Origin of the sequence: Streptomyces sp. NPDC048270, from assembly GCF_040652335.1 — a bacterium.
Taxonomy (GTDB): domain Bacteria; phylum Actinomycetota; class Actinomycetes; order Streptomycetales; family Streptomycetaceae; genus Streptomyces.
The window spans coordinates 164,474-182,735 of the sequence record NZ_JBEZLV010000002.1 but is presented as its reverse complement, the minus strand read 5'-3'; the positions used below and the strand labels follow the sequence as shown (position 1 = coordinate 182,735).

Sequence of the window (18,262 nt, the reverse complement as noted above, 5' to 3'; positions counted from 1 at the left end):
GTAATCTGAGCGGGACGTCGATCTTGAGCGCGTTCAAATAGGCGTGTTCAAGACAAGTGTGCTCAAAATCGAACAACGGGGGAGGGCCGGTGCGTAGTCGCCGTCTCGTCATTTCTGCTGCCGCCATCGTCGCGGCCGGCATGGGTCTGCTGCCGGGGGTGGCCCAGGCCGCGGATCCGTCCGCGCCGGGCGCCCATCGGGTGGCACCCGGTCCGGACCTGAAGAAGGCCGGTACGCCGAAGGCCAAGACCTTCACGAGCGGAGCCGACAAGACCGTCGGCAAGGCGGGCTCCGCCACCGCGCAGGCGGAGGGTGCCGTCACCGGCAACCCGGACCTGAAGATCGGCCTGACCGCGGTGAACACCACCGCGCGCGGAGTCCACCTGGAAACGGTCATCACCAGCGTCGACTCCAAGCTGAGCATCGTCATCAACTGGGGCGACGGCGTCCTGGAGCGGATCAGCGCGGGCGGCTCCGTCACGCTGAAGAACGAGCACGTCTACGAGAACCCCGGCGCGTACGAGGTCTCGGTCGGCGTGGACGACCCCGCGAACAAGGTGTACCGCGAGAACGCGGTCACGTTCACGACGCTGGGCTCCGAGTTCACCCCGCACGTGCCCACGCGCCTGCTGGACACCAGGGACGGGTTCCGCGCGCCGAACGCCAAGGTCGCCCCGCGCGGCACCGCCCGGGTGCAGATCGCCGACTACGGCATGATCCCGGCCGACATCACCGCGGTGGCCCTCAACGTCACCGTCACCAACACCACCAGCGGCGGGCACATCACCGCCTACCCCGCCGGCACCGTCCGGCCGGACGCGTCGAACGTGAACTTCGAGGCGGGCGAGACCGTCCCGAACCTGGTCATCGTGCCGGTCGGCGAGGACGGCTCCGTCGACCTGTTCAACGGCGGCTGGGAGGCGGTCGACCTGGTCGCCGACATCACCGGCTACTTCAGCCAGAAGGGCGCCAGCGGCTACACCCCGATGGACCCGGTCCGCTTCGTCGACACCCGCGAGGGCCTCGGCACCGCCAAGGGCCAGGTCGCCGGACAGACCAGCTTCGGCACCCGGATCAGCGGACTGCGCGGGGTGCCCCAGGGCGTCACCGCCGTGGCGCTCAACGTGACGGCCACCAACCCGAAGGAAGCCGGCCACCTGGTCGTCTACCCGAGCGGCGGCCGCATCCCGCTCGCGTCCAGCGTGAACTTTACCGCGGGCCAGACGGTCGCCAACTCGGTGATCGTGCCCGTCGGCCCGGACGGGACCATCAGCATCCGCAACAGCGCGTGGGCCGCCACCGATGTCGTGGTGGACGTCGTCGGCCACTACAGCCCCGAGGGCAAGGGCGCCCTCATGCCCTTCTCGCCGCTGCGCTGGCTGGACACGCGCGAGCCCGACGGCGCGTTCGGCCGGATGGACGCGCGCAGCTACCTGGCCACGCAGCTGTCCGGCTGGGAGCCGGGCGACACCGGGATCTCCGGCTTCGTCCTGAACACCACCGTCACCAACACGGCCGGCGCCGGGTTCCTCTCGGTCGCCCCGGACCCGAACTCGCCGGAGCAGTACGAGACGGGTACCCAGGTCCAGCCCGCACGGCCCTCCTCCTCCGCCCTGAACTGGACGAAGGGCAAGACCGTCGCGAACCTGGTCCAGGCCGCCTCGGGCCCGCACGGCATCGTCGACTTCTGGAACCAGGGCTGGGAGGAGACCGACCTGGTGGTCGACCTCTCCGGCTACTACGACACCCAGTGATCCACCGGTAGTCGCCCGTAGGCGCAGCGCCCCGGGAACGGCCCTCCAGGCCCTTCCCGGGGCGCTGTCGCGCGTACGGCCTAGTCCTCGGTGAGCGGCGGGGGGCCGGCCGGGCCGGGGCCGGCGTCCAGCAGGTCCGTTTCCTCGAACACCAGCAGGGTGCGGGTCGAGAGCACTTCCGGGATGGACTGCAGGCGGGTCAGGACCAGCTCGCGCAGGGTCCGGTTGTCCGGGGTGTGGACCAGGAGCAGGACGTCGAAATCCCCGCTGACCAGGGCGATGTGCGCGGCCCCGGGCAGCTCGCGGAGCTTCTCGCGGACCGTCCGCCAGGAGTTCTGGACGATCTTCAGGGTGATGTAGGCGGAGGCGCCCTGGCCGGCCCGCTCGTGGTTGACGCGGGCCGTGAAGCCCCGGATCACCCCGTCGTCGATGAGCCGGTTGATCCGGGCGTAGGCATTGGCGCGGGACACGTGGACCTGTTCGGCGACCGACCGTATGGACGCGCGGCCGTCCGCCTGGAGCAGCCGCATGATCGACCGGTCGATCGGGTCCAGGGGGCGGGGCGGGACGGAAGGTGCCGGTGCCGACGGATTGACCTGCCCGGGGGTGCCCCCCGGCGGGACCGGTGCGGAGCCCGCTCCGGCCATTTGTTCATCCGGCATTGCCCGATGCCTCCCTCTCCTGGACGTCCTGCATCCATCCCAGGGCCCCGGCGCCAGTTTGTCCACAGCCTGGAGCCGCCTGTAGCCAAATTGCGCGGACAACCGAACAATCGGTAGGTGAAGCGCCTCACACCCGGGGCTCTCCTCCCCCAGCTACCGCTGGGAGGTACCCAGCCCGCTTCCCACGAGGAGGTGTACGCCGCCATGACGGTCCAAGAGCTGCCCGGTGCCGGTGCGTCCCACCGACCCACCCCGCCGCCCGCCTGGAGGCCCCGTACGGACGCCGCTCCGCTGCTCCCGGACGCCGAGCCCTACCGGGTGCTCGGCACCCCGGCGGCGGACCGGCTCGACCCCGCGCTGATGCGCCGCTGCTACGCCGAGCTGGTGCGCGGCCGCCGCTACAACGCGCAGGCCACCGCGCTGACCAAGCAGGGGCGGCTCGCCGTCTACCCGTCCACCGTCGGCCAGGAGGCCTGCGAGATCGCGGCGGCGATGGTGCTCGAGGACCAGGACTGGCTCTTCCCGAGCTACCGCGACACCCTCGCGGCCGTGGCCCGCGGACTGGACCCCGTACAGGCGCTGACCCTGCTGCGCGGCGACTGGCACACCGGCTACGACCCGCGCGAGCACCGGATAGCCCCGCTGTGCACCCCGCTCGCCACCCAGCTGCCGCACGCGGTCGGCCTGGCGCACGCGGCCCGGCTGCGCGGCGACGACGTCGTGGCCCTGGCCATGGTCGGCGACGGCGGCACCAGCGAGGGCGACTTCCACGAGGCCCTGAACTTCGCCGCCGTCTGGCAGGCCCCGGTGGTCTTCCTCGTGCAGAACAACGGCTTCGCGATCTCCGTCCCGCTCGCCAAGCAGACCGCCGCCCCCACGCTGGCCCACAAGGCCGTGGGCTACGGAATGCCCGGCCGGCTGGTCGACGGCAACGACGTGGCCGCCATGCACGAGGTCCTCACCGAGGCCGTCCGGCGGGCCCGGGCGGGCGGTGGCCCGACCCTGGTCGAGGCCGTCACCTACCGGATGGAGGCCCACACGAACGCCGACGACGCCACCCGCTACCGCGGCGACGCCGAGGTCGAGGCCTGGAAGGCGCACGACCCGGTCGAGCTGCTGGAGCGCGAGCTGACCTCGCGCGGCATCCTCGACGAGACGGGCATCCAGGAGGCGCGCGACGCGGCCGAGACGATGGCCGCCTCGCTGCGCGAGGGGATGAACGCGGACCCGGTGCTGGACCCGATGGACCTCTTCGCGCACGTCTACGCGGAGCAGACCGACCGGCTGCGCGAACAGGCCGCCCTGCTGCGCGCCGAGCTGGACGCGGAGGGAGACGCATGACGACGGTGGCGGCGAAGGCGGCCAAGCCGGGGGCCAAGCCCGCGACGATGGCGCAGGCCCTGACGCGCGCGATGCGCGACGCGATGGCCGAGGACCCGACGGTCCACGTCATGGGCGAGGACGTCGGGACGCTGGGCGGGGTCTTCCGGATCACGGACGGGCTCGCGAAGGAGTTCGGCGAGGACCGCTGTACGGACACCCCGCTCGCGGAGGCCGGGATCCTGGGCGCGGCGGTGGGCATGGCCATGTACGGGCTGCGGCCCGTCGTGGAGATGCAGTTCGACGCGTTCGCCTACCCGGCCTTCGAGCAGCTGCTCTCGCACGTGGCCAAGATGCGCAACCGCACCCGGGGCGCGATGCCGCTGCCGATCACCATCCGGGTTCCGTACGGCGGCGGGATCGGCGGGGTGGAGCACCACTGCGACTCCTCCGAGGCGTACTACGCGGCCACGCCCGGACTGCACGTGGTGACCCCGGCAACGGTCGAGGACGCGTACGGGCTGCTGCGCGCGTCCATCGCGAGCGACGACCCGGTGGTCTTCCTGGAGCCCAAGCGGCTCTACTGGTCCAAGGCCGACTGGTCGCCGCAGGCGCCGGCGGCGGTGCCGGGCATCGGCAAGGCCCTGGTCCGGCGGACGGGCACGAGCGCGACGCTGATCACGTACGGCCCCTCGCTGCCGGTGTGCCTGGAGGCGGCCGAGGCGGCCCGCGAGGAGGGCTGGGACCTGGAGGTCGTGGACCTGCGCTCGCTGGTCCCCTTCGACGAGGAGACGGTCGTCGCGTCGGTGCGCAGGACCGGGCGCGCGGTGGTCGTCCACGAGGCCGCCGGCTTCGGCGGGCCGGGCGCGGAGATCGCCGCCCGGGTGATGGAGCGCTGCTTCCACCACCTGGAGGCGCCGGTGCTGCGGGTGACGGGCTTCGACATCCCGTACCCGCCGCCGATGCTGGAGAAGCACCACCTGCCCGGCGTGGACCGGATCCTGGACGCCGTCGCCCGCCTGCAGTGGGAGAACTGATGCCGCAGGTCATGGAATTCAAGCTGCCGGATCTCGGTGAGGGCCTGACGGAGGCCGAGATCGTGCGGTGGCTGGTCGCGGTCGGCGATGTCGTCGCCATCGACCAGCCGGTCGTCGAGGTCGAGACGGCCAAGGCGATGGTGGAGGTGCCCTGCCCGTACGGCGGTGTGGTCACCGCCCGCTTCGGCGAGGAGGGGCAGGAGCTTCCGGTCGGGGCCCCGCTGATCACCGTGGCGGTGGGTGCGCAGTCGCTGCCCGCCGGTGCCGTGGAGGCCCCGGAGGGGGGAGCCGAGGGCTCCGGCAACGTGCCCAGGCCGCTGATCGGCTACGGAGCGGACGAATCGCGTCCGGCGCGTCGGCGACGGGTGCGACCCGTCACCGCCGCGGTCTCGGCGCCCGTCGCGGCCCCGGCCCCCGCCGTCGCCGCCCCGGCGGCGCCGCCGGCTCCGGCCGTCTCCGCCGGGCCGGTGCCCGTCATCTCTCCGCTGGTGCGCAAGCTGGCCAAGGACCACGGGGTCGACCTGCGCGCGCTGCACGGGTCCGGCCCCGAGGGCCTGATCCTGCGGGCCGACGTCGAGGCGGCGCTCGCCGCCCTGCGGGCGCCCGAGCCGGTCCGGGCCCCCGCCCCCGCGGCGGTGGCGGCGCAGGGCGAGCGGATCCCGCTCAAGGGGATCCGCGGGGCGGTCGCCGAGAAGCTGTCGCGCAGCCGGCGGGAGATCCCGGACGCGACCTGCTGGGTCGACGCGGACGCCACCGAGCTGATGGCGGCCCGGGCGGCGATGAACGCCGTCGGCGGCCCCAAGATCTCGGTGCTCGCGCTGCTGGCGCGGATCTGCACGGCCGCGCTGGCCCGCTATCCGGAGCTCAACTCCACCGTGGACCTGGCGGCGGGCGAGATCGTCCGGCTGCCAGCCGTGCACCTGGGCTTCGCCGCGCAGACCGAGCGGGGCCTGATGGTCCCGGTGGTCCGGGACGCGCAGGGCCGCAGCCCCGAGTCGCTGTCGGCGGAGTTCGCCCGGCTGACGGAGCTGGCGCGGGCCGGGAGGCTGGCCCCGGCGGATCTGACGGGCGGGACGTTCACCCTGAACAACTACGGGGTCTTCGGGGTCGACGGCTCCACGCCGATCATCAACCACCCGGAGGCGGCGATGCTCGGGGTGGGCCGGATCATCCCCAAGCCGTGGGTGCACGGCGGGGAGCTGGCGGTCCGCCAGGTCGTACAGCTGTCGCTGACCTTCGACCACCGGGTCTGCGACGGCGGCACGGCGGGCGGCTTCCTGCGCTACGTGGCCGACTGCGTCGAGTCCCCGGCGGTCCTGCTGCGCAGCCTCTAGCTCCGTGGCGCGGGGGAGGCCACCGCTCGCGCGGAGGCTCCCCCCGGCCCGGCGGCCGGGGCCGTCGGGCGGACGCCCGCGGCCGGGGCTGTCGGGCGGGCGCCCGCGGCCGGGGTCCTGCCGCGCTCAGACCGTGAGCAGCAGTTTGCCCACGTGGCTGCCGGACTCCAGGACCCGGTGGGCCTCGGCGGCCTGCGGCATCGGGAAGGTCGCGTGGACCACCGGGCGTACGCGGCCCGCCGCCACCAGCGGCCACACATGCTCGCGGACCGCGGCGATGATGGCCGCCTTCTCCTCCAGCGGACGCGCCCGCAGCGAGGTGGCGGTGATCGCGGCCCGCTTCGACAGCAGCGCGCCCAGGTTCAGTTCGGCCTTCACCCCGCCCTGGAGGCCGATGACCGCCAGCCGGCCGTTCACGGCGAGGGCGTCCACGTTCCGGGACAGGTACTTGGCGCCCATGATGTCCAGGATCACGTCGGCCCCGGATCCGCCCGTCGCCGCCCGCAGCTCGGCCGTGAAGTCCTGCTCGCGGTAGTCGATCAGGATGTCGGCGCCCAGCTCCTTGCAGCGGGCCAGCTTCTCCGGGCCCCCGGCCGTGACGGCGACCGTCGCGCCCACCGCCTTCGCCAGCTGGACGGCCATCGTCCCGATCCCGCTGGCTCCGCCGTGCACCAGCAGGGTCTCGCCGGGCCGCAGGCCCGCCACCATGAACACGTTGGACCACACCGTCGCGACGACCTCGGGCAGCGCGGCCGCCGTCACCAGGTCCACGCCCGCGGGCACCGGCAGCAGCTGGCCCGCCGGCACGGCCACCTTCTGCGCGTACCCGCCGCCCGCCAGCAGGGCGCACACCTCGTCGCCCACCGACCAGCCCGACACCCCCGGCCCCACCGCGGAGATCCGCCCGGAGCACTCCAGGCCGGGGTGGCGCGAGGCACCGGGCGGCGGATCGTAGAACCCCTGGCGCTGGAGGACGTCGGCACGGTTCACGGCGCTCGCCGCGACCTCGACGAGGACCTCGCCCTCGCCCGCCACCGGATCGGGTACGTCGGTCCACACGAGGGCCTCGGGACCGCCCGGCTGCTCGATCGTGATCGCATGCATGGCCCGGAGGCTACGCGATCCAGGGGGCGTTGTGCCGATCAGGCCGGGCGCGCGGCGTGATCGGCAGGACAACCCGGCTCAGTCCGGAGACGGCAGCGTCACCGGGGGTCCGGCCGGCGGCGTCGCACGGACGATGGTGATGAGACGGTCCGTCAGCTGGATGGGGCTGGCGTGCGGATCGTGGTACGGCAGCAGCCGGTGCCCGCGCAGCACGCTCACGACCAGGTCGTCGGTCTCGCGCACCGACTTGCCCACCTCGGAGCGGTTGGCGGGCCGTTCGATGATGTCGAGGCCGCTGCCCTGCTGGATCAGGTCCTCCATCACGGTGCCCGCGCTCGGGCTGAGGACCGACAGGCCCAGCAGCCGGCCCGCGGCGCTCGCACTGGTGATGACCGCGTCCGCACCCGACTGGCGCAGCAGCGGGGCGTTCTCCTCCTCGCGCACCGCCGCGACGATCTTCGCGCCGCGGTTGAGCTGCCGCGCCGTCAGCGTGACCAGTACCGCCGTGTCGTCGCGCTGGGTGGCGATGATGATCCGCCGGGCCTTCTGGACCTCGGCCCGCAGCAGGACGTCGGAGCGGGTGGCGTCGCCGACCACCCCGGTGAAGCCCTCCGCGTTGGCCGTGTCGATCACCTTGGCGCTCGGGTCGACGATGACGACCTGCTCCCTGGACAGGCCGGTGGCCAGCAGGGTCTGCAGGGCCGAACGGCCCTTGGTGCCGAAGCCGACGACCACCGTGTGCTCGCGCAAGTTCTTCCTCCAGCGGCTCAGCCGCCACTCTTCCCTCGTGCGCTCCGTGAGCACTTCCAGGGTGGTACCGACCAGGATGATCAGGAACAGGACGCGCAGCGGGGTGATCAGCAGGACGTTCACCAGCCGCGCGCTGTCGCTGTACGGGACGACGTCGCCGTAACCGGTCGTCGACAGCGTGACGGTGGCGTAGTAGAGGCAGTCGAGGAAGTCGACCGACTCGTTGGCGTTGTCGTGGTACCCCTTGCGGTCCAGCCACACGATGAGGACCGTCAGGAACAGCACGAACAGGGCCATCAACAGGCGTTTTCCGACCTGTTGCAGCGGCTTCTCGACGATCCGCCGGGGCAGTTTGATGCGCCGGGAGACGAGTTTCTCGTCGGCGCCCCGGGCCATGGCGTCGCGTGCGTGAAGTTTCACGTGAAACATCCCCCTGAGGCCCACGGCAGATCGAGGATTTCCAGTTCCTGCCCGGAGCGCGCACCGTGCGGAGGTACGACGGCGAGCGCGTCGGCGGCCGCCACGCCGCGCAGCATCGCGGGGCCGTTGTAGCGCAGCGGCTGCGCCTGCTCGCCGCTCAGCAGGACCGGGACCAGCCGGGTGTCGTGCGGGTGGCCCGGTACGTCGCCCTGGACCGCGGCCGTGTAGCGGTGGCGCGGGCGGCGGCCGGCGAGGGCGCGCAGCAGCGGCTCGGCCAGCGTCAGCAGCCCGGAGACCGCGGCGAGGGGGTTCCCGGGCAGCCCGACCAGGTGCCGGCCCTCCCCCGGCTGCCCGATCCTGGCCAGCAGCATCGGGTGGCCGGGGCGCACCGCGACGCCGTCGACCAGGAGTTCGGCCCCGGCCCGGAGCAGGACGGGGTGGACGTGGTCGACGGGCCCGGAGGCGGTGCCGCCGGTGGTGACGACGACATCGGCGGCGGAGGTGGTGACGGCCTGGAACAGGGCTTCGGCCCCGGCGGGGTCGTCGCCGAGCCGCCGCGTGCCGATGACCTCGGCGCCGAGGCGGGTGAGCCAGGGGCCGAGCATCGGGCTCAGGGCGTCGCGGATCAGCCCGTCCTTCGGGAGGCCCTCGGTGAGGAGTTCGTCGCCGAGCACCAGGATCTCCACGCGGGGGCGGGGCCGGGTGGTCAGCCCGTCGTAGCCGGCGGCTGCCGCCAGGCCCAGCACGGCGGGGGTGACCAGCGACCCCGCGGGCAGCAGCAGGTCGCCGGAGCGGCACTCCTGGCCGCGCGGGCGGATGTCCTGGCCGGTGAGGACGGGCCGGTCCGCGAAGAGCTGGCTGCCGCTCTCACGGCAGTGCTCGCTGCGCACGACGGCGGTGGTGTCCGCGGGGATCCGGGCCCCGGTGGCGATCCGCACGGCCTCGCCGTCCGCGAGCGGTGCGGGCCCGTCGGAGCCGGCGAGCACCCCCTCGCCGGCGCGGACGCTCCACGGGCCGGGGCCGGCGACGGCCCAGCCGTCCATGGCGGAGGTGTCGAAGGACGGCAGGTCGGTCAGGGCGTCGAGGGGCTCGGCCAGCACCTCGCCGAGGCCCTCGGCGAGGGGCACCTGGCGGGTGCGGGCCCGCGCGCCGGCGGCGCCGCCGGCGCGGGCCGCCGTGTCCCGGGCGCGCGGCCAGGGGGCGGCGCGGTGGCCGACGCCGGCGCCGGCGCCCTCCGGGGCACGGCTGACCAGGGCCAGGGCCTCGTCCAGGGCCTGTTCGGCGGGGGTCGCGGGGGTCATCCGGAGCCGTTCTCTCGGGAGGCGTCGGGGGAGTCGGCGGCCTTCGCCTCGGCGGCCCAGCGCAGCGCCAGATCGGCCGCCTTGCGGGAGGCTTCGGCGACGGCCTGGGCGGGGTCGGCCCCGGCGGCCTCGGCCCGGGCCGCCGCATAGCCGACCAGGAACGTGGTCAGCGGTGCGGCGGGCCGGTCGACGCCGTGGGCGGCGTCACGGGCGAGGTCGAGCAGGGCCTTGACGTCGACGGGGAGGTCGATGCCGAGCTCGGTCTTGACGGCGGTGATCCATTGGTCCAGCACGGTTCCATGCTCCCTGATCCGGGCGCGGGCGGCGGCGAGATCGTCCCAGGTGTCGCAGTCGAAGGAGGCGAACGGCGGTGCCGCGACACGGGTGAGGTCCAGTTCGGCGGTGAGCGCGCGCAGCGGGAGCCCGGCGAGGCCGCCGTGTTCGGTGGCCAGGAGGGCCAGCTCGCGGCGGAGCGGCTCGCTGCGGTAGGCGGCGATGAGCGGCTGGTCCCGGCCGTCCGGGTCGCGCAGCAGAGCGCCCTCGTGCCCCCCGCCGGGGGCGGCCAGCAGGGCCCGCACGGTCTCCCGGTCCAGGAAGGGCAGGTCCGCGGAGAGGACGAGGACCAGCTCGGCGTTGGTCTGCCGCAGTCCGGCGTCCAGAGCGGCCACGGGACCCCCGCCGGGCGGATCCTCCCGGGTCCAGCGCACCGGGCGGGCGGTGGGGCGGCGGCCGCCGACCACGGTGGTGGCGGCGGCGTCGGCGCACGCGTCGAGGACGCGGTCGAGCAGGGAACGGCCGCCGACGCTCAGGGCGGGCTTGTCCGCCCCGCCGAGGCGCTGCGCGCTGCCGCCGGCCAGGACGATCGCGTCGTAGCTCATGCCCCTGAGTATGCGTCGGTCATGTCCCCGGCGGGGAGCCCCGTTCACCTGCGGCTCATCTGCGGGCCGGCGTCCGGACCCGGGGCTCCGTGCGGATCCCCGGGTCCCGGACGCCGGCGGTGCGGTGCGGGCTTCCTGCCTACAGGTACGGACCCGAGCGGACCGGCCCGTGGTGGTCGTCGTCGTCGGCGGTGGAGCCGGGCGGGAGGGCGCGGCGCATCTGCTCGAGCTGGGCCCGCGCCGCCATCTGCTGTGCGAACAGGGCCGTCTGGATGCCGTGGAAGAGGCCCTCCAGCCAGCCCACCAACTGCGCCTGGGCGATGCGCAGTTCCGCTTCCGAGGGGATGGCCTCCTCGGTGAACGGGAGGGACAGGCGCTCCAGCTCCTCCACGAGCTCGGGGGCCAGGCCGTCCTCCAGCTCCTTCACCGAGGCGGCATGGATGTCCTTGAGCCGCACCCGGCTCGCCTCGTCGAGAGGCGCGGCGCGTACCTCTTCCAGGAGTTGCTTGATCATGCTGCCGATCCGCATGACCTTGGCGGGCTGTTCGACCATCTCCGTCACCGGGACCTCGCGCGACTCGTCATCGGCGCCGCCGACCGCCATCCCGTCCTGTCCCACGATCAGGACGTGCGGGGGACTGTCCTGCGACCGTTCACTCCTCGGCATCTCCATGCCGTCATTCTCTCGCACACCTCCGTACTCACACGGTGTGCCCCCGTACAGGCGTGATCCAACCTGTACGGAGGCACGGGGTTACCGCGTGTGTCCGGCTATCCGGCGGCGCGCCGGGCCAGCGCCCCGCTGGAGCGGGTGACCAGGGCCGCGAGCAGGCCGGCGCCCAGCGGGACCGCGACGAGCAGCAGGCCGAGGGTCTCCCACGGCACGGCGATCGGGACGTAGACCTCCTTGCTCGCGGAGCCCAGGACGGCGGAGTAGCCGTCCTCCAGGCGCTTCTTCATCTCGTGGGCCTCGGTGAGCCGGAGCCCGACCGCGGGCAGCATGCCCGCCGCCGACCCCAGGACCACGCCCATCAGGGCGACCACGCCGCACTGGAAGCCGCTCAGCGTGCGCCGCACGCGCGGGGCCGCGCCGACCGCGGCCAGCGTCTTCAGGTCGGCCTCGGCGTCGGCCTGGGCCAGGCCGGTGGCGATGCCGGCGGCGCCGATGGTGACCAGGCCCGCGAAGATGGCCAGCGCCAGCATCACGACGGAGTTGTCACCCTGGTAGCCCTCCTCGATCTTGAACTCGGCATCCACGCCCATCGTGTCGAAGCGCCCGTCCAGTGCCTGGCGCTGCTCGGTGGTCGGCAGCCCGTCCAGTGCGAAGTACGAGCCGAAGGGGACGCTGGCCAGCCCGGCGGCCTTGGCCGCGGCCGGCGGCAGCACGAGCTCGACGCCCCAGCCCTTGACACCCTCGGGTGCCTGGTGGACGGCCAGCACCTTGTCCTCGCCCGGCTCCTCCTCGCCCTTGCTGCGCGCGGCCTCGGCCGCGTCGGGGTCGGTGATGACCCGCAGGGTCGCCTTGCCGTCCTTCACGTTCTGCTTCGAGAAGGAGACCGGCTTGCCCGACTTCAGCGCGGCGACGGTGCCGGGGTCGGTCACGGCCAGCGCGGTCAGCAGCTTCTCGTCGGCGACGACCACGGAGTTCGGCGTGAAGTGGGCGGAGTACTGGCAGCGCCAGTCCTTGCGGAGCTCCTTGCGCTGGTCGTCGGTGAACTCCGTCGACCGGTTCGCGGGATCGTAGAGCGGGCAGCGCAGCTCCTTGGGCTGGACGAGCTCGGCCCGCCCGCAGCCCGCCTCCGAGGAGTACGGCGCGCAGCCGGGCCGGCCGACCACGATCCGCTCCACGTCGGCCCGTACGGACAGCGAGAACTCCCTGGACAGGGCCTCGCGCACGGCGGGCACCTCCTTGTGGGAGCTGTTGTCGTTGACGGCGACCAGACCGTGCCGGCTCGGCAGTTCGGCGACGTACTCGTGCCGGTTCTGCAGGTCCTGGCTGTTCTGGTACGTGGCCACGGCCACGGTGCCGGCCACGGCGGCGAGCACGGCCGCGACCGCGGGCGCCGTACGCCCCCGGTTGCGCACGGAGTCGCGCAGCGCGAGCCGCGGCGACAGCGGCAGCCAGCGGCCGATCCGCCCGAAGAGCCCGACCAGGACCGGGGTCAGGGCGACGACGCCGAGCTCGGCGAGGGCGCTGCCGCCCGCGACGACCAGGCTGCCCATGTCCGACACGGCCCCGTAGAGGGCGATGGCGGCGCCCGCCACGACGGCGACCAGGCCGATGACGGGCAGCACCCGGTTGGCGCGGCGCACGCCGCGGCGTCCGGTGAGCGAGGCCAGCACGGTCTGCCGGGAGGCAGTGATCGCGGGGGCGATGGCGGCCAGCAGACCGGTCACGATCGCGAGCAGGGCGATGGCCAGCAGCTCCAGCGGCCGGACCTCGAACCCGCCCCAGCGCAGCCCCATGTACTCCTCGAGGAGCGGCCGCAGGGCGACGGTGAGGCCGATGCCGAGGACGGTGCCCGTGACGGCGGCCGCGGCGCCGACGACCAGGCCGCCGGAGAGCACGATGGCCCGGATGTGCCGCCGGTCGCCGCCGTTGGCGCCGACCAGTCCGAGCTGGCGGCGCGAGCGCCGGGCACCGACCGCGAAGGCGGGGCCGGCGAGCAGGCAGATCTCCAGCATGGCGAGGCCCACGACGGTGGCCAGGACGGCCATCTCGGCGGCGTTCCCGTCGTCCATGCCGTACGGGTCCTTGCCCTCCTGCGCGTACAGCGGCACGTCGGAGTCGGCGGGCGGGTTCAGGCCCACCGACCGGGACACCACCAGCAGGCCCTTGGCGTTGGCCTCCTTGACCATGTTCCACGTGAAACCGTCGCCGCCGACCTTGACGAGGTACTTCGTCTCGGCGCGCACCCCGGGCGCGTCGCCGGCGCGCAGGGCCTCGTCGACGGGCGTGAGCAGCGTCTGCGGCGGGGCGATGACCTCGACCGCGTCCAGGGCGCTGGGCCGTTCGTAGGCGCCCACGATCCGGTACGAGAGGTCGGTGCCGCGCGGGCTGACGGTGGAGCCGACGAAGAATCCGGAGTCCTCGAGGAAGGCGGTGCTGGCGATGATCTCGCCCGCCTCGCGGGGCAGCCGGCCCCGGTCGAGGGTGATGCGGCCCTTCACCATCGGGTCGGCCGCGTCGACCTCGCGCAGCTCCGTGGCGAGGAGCCCGTGGGTGGTGCGGATCTTGGCCTGGCCGACCGCGTCCTTGACGACCTCGGCCCCGGCCGGGAGCGCCTTGAGCGGGTCGGGCTGTTCGGCCTTCCCGCCCGGTACGTACGTGTCGTAGCCCCCGACGGGCGCGTAGCGGTCGCCCTTGGGGTTCTGGTGGATCGGCGCGTCCATCGAGGAGGCCGAGATCTCCGCGTCCGCGGCGCCCAGGTGCCGGTCGAGCTGCTGCGCCGTGGTGAGTTCGGCGCTGCGCACGGTCAGGTCGGCGGCGCTCACCCCGACGATGGGCAGGGCGATCATCGCGAGGACGAGGATGCTGCGGCCCTTGGCGCGCCAGGCGTCGCGGCGGGCGATGCGGATGGCCGCGACCCAGGAGTGGTACCAGGAGATCACTGTGCGGCCTGCCCCGAGAGCAGGGAGTCGGCGTGGCTGCGCAGGGTCTCGTCGACCACGCTGCCGTCCCGCAGGAAGACCACCCGGTCGGCCCAGGCGGCGAACCGCGGCTCGTGCGTGACCAGGACCCCGGCGGCGCCGGCGTCGCAGCGGGAGCGCAGCAGGGCGAGGACGGACTCGCCGGTCTCGGAGTCGAGGGCGCCGGTGGGCTCGTCGGCGAGGACGAGGCGGCGGTCGCCGACGAGGGCGCGGGCGATGGCCACGCGCTGCTGCTGGCCGCCGGACATCTCGTCGGGGAAGCGGTCGGCGAGCTGCCCCAGGTTCATCTCCTCCAGCGCGGCGAGGGCGGAGACCCGGGCCTTGCGGGCGGACATGCCGTCGAGTTCGCGCGGCAGGGCCACGTTCTCGGCGGCGGTGAGGGCGGGTATCAGGTTGTAGTCCTGGAAGACGTACCCGATGCTGCGGCGGCGCAGGGCGGCCAGCTGCTTGCGGTTGGCCGTGGTGATGTCGGTCCCCTCGACGACCACCCGGCCGCTGGTCGGGGTGTCGAGACCGCCGGCCAGGGTGAGGAGCGTGGACTTGCCGGAGCCGGACGGGCCCATGACGGCGACGAGTTCGCCGGGGTGGACCGAGAGGTTGATTCCGCGCAGGGCGTGCACCTCGGTGGCGCCGCTGCCGTGGGTGCGTACGAGTTGGTCCAACTGGAGCACGGGCTGCTGGTTCTGACGCTGGTCAGGCATGAGAGGTCTCCGGACGGTGGTTCAGCCCCGCCGCGTGCGGGCGGTGCGGGGCCGGTTGATGGTGGTCGGGGCGGGAGCCTCGGCTCCGGCGGCGGCCTGGGGTGGCTGGGGCTCGGCGGCTCCCCCGTCGGCCGGCCGGGAGAGCCGGACGAGCCGGGCTTCGCAGTGGTCCAGCCAGCGGGCCTCGGCCTCCGTCTGGAAGATCAGCTGTTCCAGTACCAGCAGCCAGGCCACGTCGTCGCGTTCGCGGGACTGACCGCTCTCGACCGCGGCCAGCGCGGTCGCCTTGAGCCGGGTGTAGTCCTGCATCGCCTTGATCGTGGCGTGCCGCTGGGACTGGATGACGGCGCGGATGTCCACGCCGGGGGAGCCCACGGCCATGGCGAGCTTGATGGACAGCTCGTCGCGGGGCGGGTTGGCGCGGTCGACGGGGCGTTCGTACCACTGGCGCAGTTCGGCGCGCCCGCCGTCGGTGATGGCGTAGAGCGTGTGCCCGGCGGTGTCCTCGCCGCCGGGGGCGACGAGGCCGTCGCGCTCCAGACGGGCGAGCGTGGTGTACACCTGCCCGACGTTGAGGGGCCAGGTGGAGCCGGTTCGGGATTCGAACTCGGTGCGCAGCTGTGAGCCGTACCGAGGACCCCGTTCCAGCAGGGCGAGAAGCCCGTGGCGGATCGACATACCGAGTATGTATACCGAGTATGTTCGGCTCGGGCAACCGTCTCGGGGCCTACGCCGGAAGGGGGACGCCGTGCGCGGCGCCGTGTGCGAGGTGGTGCTACAGGCCCTTGCGCAGCCGCATGCCGAGGTAGCCCAGGCCCACGCCCATCAGGGCGAACCCGGTGCCCAGCGGCAGTATGTGGGCGGCCAGGTCGGCGGCCCGGTCGTTCGTCCCGGTGCCGAGGGCGTTCACCACCGCGGGCGGGGTCGGCGCGAGCGGCGGCCGCGCGGGGGGTTCGGGGCGCTCGGGGCGGTCGGCGCGCGGCCGGACGGGCAGGGGGCGGGAGGCCACCAGCATCTCCGGGTTGGCGGGCTCGGTGACGGGCCTGCCGGGACGGGGCCGGCCGGCCCCGGCGGCACTGCCGGCCAGCCCGTCGCGAGGGGCCTGGGGCGCGGCCTGCGGTGCGGCGTCGGGCGCCGCCGGGCGGGGTCCCCAGGCGCGGGGCGCGGGGGCGGCGGGCGCGGCGGCGCCGGGGAACGGCGAGAGCGCCAGGGCGTGCGCGGGGGCCAGGGAGGCGAGCGCGGCGGCGGTCAGCGCGGCGCAGGCCAGCCGGCGCGGCGGACGGAAGCCTTGGATCACGGGTGCCCCTCCCGTCCCGCGGGGGTCCCCCCGGCCGGAGCCCGGGGAGGCCAGGATGTCTCGCCCAGATTTACATAGTGGGACAAAAGCGGCATCCCGGGCTCCTCATCGAGGTGCCCGGGATGCCGGTGTGTCGCGTGTGTCGCGCGGAAGGGTGCGCCGGGGCGGCCGTGCCGCGGCGCCGTGGCGGGATCAGCCCGGGTTGCCGCTGGACACGGTCAGCGTGTACTCCGTGCCCTCCTTCTCGATCTTGTCGTCGGGCTGCGGGCTCTGCTCCAGCACCATGTCCTGGCCGTACACGGACTCGTCCTTGTAGACGATCTTGTACTTGCCGCCCGAGGCCTGGATGCACTCCTTCACGGAGAGCAGGTTCTTGTAGCGCAGGTCCGGCGCCTGGTACTTGCCCGTCTCGCTGTAGTGCTTCGTCGGCTCCTTGCACTTCTTCGGATCGATCGTGCGCGTGGGGTCCGGCCCCTTGAACCCGGGCTTGGCGGAGCCCGACGCGGCCGTCGAAGCCCCCGGGCCCGCCTCGTCGCCGCCCTTGTCCTTGTCGTTGCCGTTCACCGCGATCGCGGTGATCAGACCGCCGACCGCCAGCAGGGCCACCGCGACGGCGCCCACGACCACGGGCATGTTCCGCTTGCCGCCGCTCCCGCCCTGGCCCGAGGCGCCCGTCGGGGAGATCGTGTACGGCGGCGGGGTCTGCGGCGCGTACTGCTGCTGCGTCGCGGGCGTGTGCGGGTAGGCGTAGCCGCCCTGGGCGTGCGGCTGCGGGGCGGGCGTCGGGGCGTACGGGGACGGCGTGGGCGTGTGGGGCGCCTGGTACGGGTGCTGCACGGACTGCGGCTGCGCCTGGAACCCGGAGTCCACCGGCGGGAACACGGCCGAGGCCACGCCCGCGCCGCTGCCGCCGGCCAGGGCGCCCGGGACGATGACCGGAGCCCCGGTCTGTCCCGCGCCCAGGATGCGCGCGATCTCGTCACCCATGGCCGCGGCCGTGGGGAAGCGCTCGTTCGGGTTCTTCTTCAGGGCCCGGGCCACCAGCGCGTCCATCGCCGGGGTGACCGCCCGGTTGATGGAGGACGGCGCGACCGGCTCCTCCTGCACATGGGCGTACGCGATGGCCAGCGGCGAGTCCGCGTCGAACGGGATCCGCCCGGTCAGCAGCTGGAACAGCATGATGCCGACCGAGTACAGGTCGGAACGGGCGTCGACCCCGCGCCCCAGCGCCTGCTCGGGCGACAGGTACTGGGGGGTGCCGACGACCATGCCGGTCTGCGTCATCGAGGTGACCCCCGACTGCATGGCCCGGGCGATGCCGAAGTCCATCACCTTGACGATGCCGCGCTTGGTCATCATCACGTTGCCGGGCTTGATGTCGCGGTGCACCAGGCCCATCTCGTGGCTGGTCTCCAGCGCGGCCAGCACGTCGGCCGTCACCTTCAGGGCCTTGTCCGCGGGCATCGCCCCGTACTGCCGGATGTCCGCCTCGAGCACCGAGCCGAGCGGCCGGCCCTCCACGTACTCCATGACGATGTACGGCATGACGGTGGCCTCGCCCCCGCCGGAGCCGGCGAACGTCACCTCGCCCTCGCCCGTGTCGAAGACCGAGACGATGTTCGTGTGCGACAGTTTGGCAACAGCCTGGGCCTCGCGGCGGAAGCGCTCGCGGAAGGACTGCTCGCGGCCGAGATCGCTGTGCAGCGTCTTGATGGCGACCTGCCGGTCGAGCGCCGAGTCGTACGCCAGGTACACGGAGGCCATGCCGCCCGCGCCCAGCAAGTCCCTTAGCTGGTAACGGCCACCGGCCAGAGAGCCGCCCGCGTACTGGCCCTGAGTGCCGTCCTGGCTCATGACTGTTGCTTCCCCTCGGGATGTGTCCCCACGCCACTGGCTGAGCGCATGTCGCGCCCAGTCTGCCGGAGGGCAAGCACACGTCAAGCCAGGTGCCCGTTCCGTGACCACACGGCCACGCTCGCCCTTGTCCGAACGGTGACCGGTTGCGAGGCTGTAGCGTTCGTCGGAACACCAGGGCAGAGGACACCGCTGAGCG

At 73.7% G+C, this 18,262-nt stretch carries 15 protein-coding genes; 4 read left to right on the top strand and 11 right to left on the bottom strand.

Annotated features, from left to right (window positions below; all coding sequences use genetic code 11):
• Positions 1-89: 89 nt before the first annotated feature.
• Positions 90-1,754 (top strand): hypothetical protein, encoded by a 1,665-nt coding sequence (locus AB0D66_RS02265; RefSeq protein WP_362295335.1) that lies wholly within the window; start codon positions 90-92, stop codon positions 1,752-1,754.
• An 80-nt stretch (positions 1,755-1,834) separates the two neighbouring features.
• Here AB0D66_RS02265 and AB0D66_RS02260 read toward each other — a convergent pair whose 3' ends face one another.
• On the bottom strand, positions 1,835-2,416 hold the full coding sequence (locus tag AB0D66_RS02260; RefSeq protein ID WP_362295333.1) for an Lrp/AsnC family transcriptional regulator: 582 nt from the start codon (positions 2,414-2,416) through the stop codon (positions 1,835-1,837).
• Between the two features lie 204 nt (positions 2,417-2,620).
• On the opposite strand from AB0D66_RS02260, the gene pdhA reads away from it, so the two are divergent.
• The 3 genes from pdhA to AB0D66_RS02245 are packed head-to-tail and all read left to right on the top strand — an operon-like array spanning position 2,621 to position 6,107.
• Complete coding sequence (pdhA, locus tag AB0D66_RS02255) at positions 2,621-3,757, top strand: pyruvate dehydrogenase (acetyl-transferring) E1 component subunit alpha (protein WP_362295330.1); 1,137 nt, start codon at positions 2,621-2,623, stop codon at positions 3,755-3,757.
• Positions 3,754-4,773, top strand: a complete 1,020-nt coding sequence (locus AB0D66_RS02250) for an alpha-ketoacid dehydrogenase subunit beta (protein WP_362295327.1) — start codon at positions 3,754-3,756, stop codon at positions 4,771-4,773. Before pdhA ends, AB0D66_RS02250 begins: the two co-directional genes overlap by 4 nt.
• Entirely contained in the window at positions 4,773-6,107 is a 1,335-nt protein-coding gene (locus AB0D66_RS02245) for a dihydrolipoamide acetyltransferase family protein (protein WP_362295324.1), read from the top strand. The genes AB0D66_RS02250 and AB0D66_RS02245 overlap by 1 nt, the downstream gene beginning before the upstream one ends.
• A 126-nt stretch (positions 6,108-6,233) precedes the next feature.
• Here the strand turns inward: AB0D66_RS02245 and AB0D66_RS02240 are convergent, their stop codons facing one another.
• From AB0D66_RS02240 to AB0D66_RS02195, 10 genes are all read right to left on the bottom strand, one after another.
• Complete coding sequence (locus AB0D66_RS02240; protein WP_362295321.1) at positions 6,234-7,211, bottom strand: NAD(P)H-quinone oxidoreductase; 978 nt, start codon at positions 7,209-7,211, stop codon at positions 6,234-6,236.
• Between the two features lie 78 nt (positions 7,212-7,289).
• Positions 7,290-8,390, bottom strand: coding sequence for a potassium channel family protein (locus tag AB0D66_RS02235; protein ID WP_362295318.1), 1,101 nt, complete (start codon positions 8,388-8,390; stop codon positions 7,290-7,292).
• A complete protein-coding gene (locus tag AB0D66_RS02230) occupies positions 8,378-9,682 on the bottom strand; it encodes a molybdopterin molybdotransferase MoeA (RefSeq protein ID WP_362295315.1) in 1,305 nt (434 codons plus the stop codon). The genes AB0D66_RS02235 and AB0D66_RS02230 overlap by 13 nt, the downstream gene beginning before the upstream one ends.
• Positions 9,679-10,560: an NTP transferase domain-containing protein gene (locus AB0D66_RS02225; RefSeq protein ID WP_362295312.1), complete on the bottom strand. Its 882-nt coding sequence runs from the start codon at positions 10,558-10,560 to the stop codon at positions 9,679-9,681. Before AB0D66_RS02225 ends, AB0D66_RS02230 begins: the two co-directional genes overlap by 4 nt.
• A 139-nt stretch (positions 10,561-10,699) precedes the next feature.
• Positions 10,700-11,233 (bottom strand): bacterial proteasome activator family protein, encoded by a 534-nt coding sequence (locus AB0D66_RS02220; RefSeq protein WP_362295309.1) that lies wholly within the window; start codon positions 11,231-11,233, stop codon positions 10,700-10,702.
• 98 nt (positions 11,234-11,331) lie between these two features.
• The gene (locus tag AB0D66_RS02215) at positions 11,332-14,172 is read right to left on the bottom strand and encodes an ABC transporter permease (protein ID WP_362295306.1); all 2,841 of its coding nucleotides are present in this window, start codon (positions 14,170-14,172) and stop codon (positions 11,332-11,334) included.
• Positions 14,169-14,912, bottom strand: coding sequence for an ABC transporter ATP-binding protein (locus tag AB0D66_RS02210; protein WP_362295303.1), 744 nt, complete (start codon positions 14,910-14,912; stop codon positions 14,169-14,171). Before AB0D66_RS02210 ends, AB0D66_RS02215 begins: the two co-directional genes overlap by 4 nt.
• A gap of 21 nt (positions 14,913-14,933) precedes the next feature.
• A complete protein-coding gene (locus AB0D66_RS02205; protein ID WP_362295300.1) occupies positions 14,934-15,590 on the bottom strand; it encodes a PadR family transcriptional regulator in 657 nt (218 codons plus the stop codon).
• Positions 15,591-15,687: 97 nt separating this feature from the next.
• On the bottom strand, positions 15,688-16,209 hold the full coding sequence (locus AB0D66_RS02200) for a hypothetical protein (protein ID WP_362295297.1): 522 nt from the start codon (positions 16,207-16,209) through the stop codon (positions 15,688-15,690).
• A gap of 192 nt (positions 16,210-16,401) precedes the next feature.
• Entirely contained in the window at positions 16,402-18,063 is a 1,662-nt protein-coding gene (locus AB0D66_RS02195; protein ID WP_362295294.1) for a protein kinase, read from the bottom strand.
• Positions 18,064-18,262 lie beyond the last annotated feature (199 nt).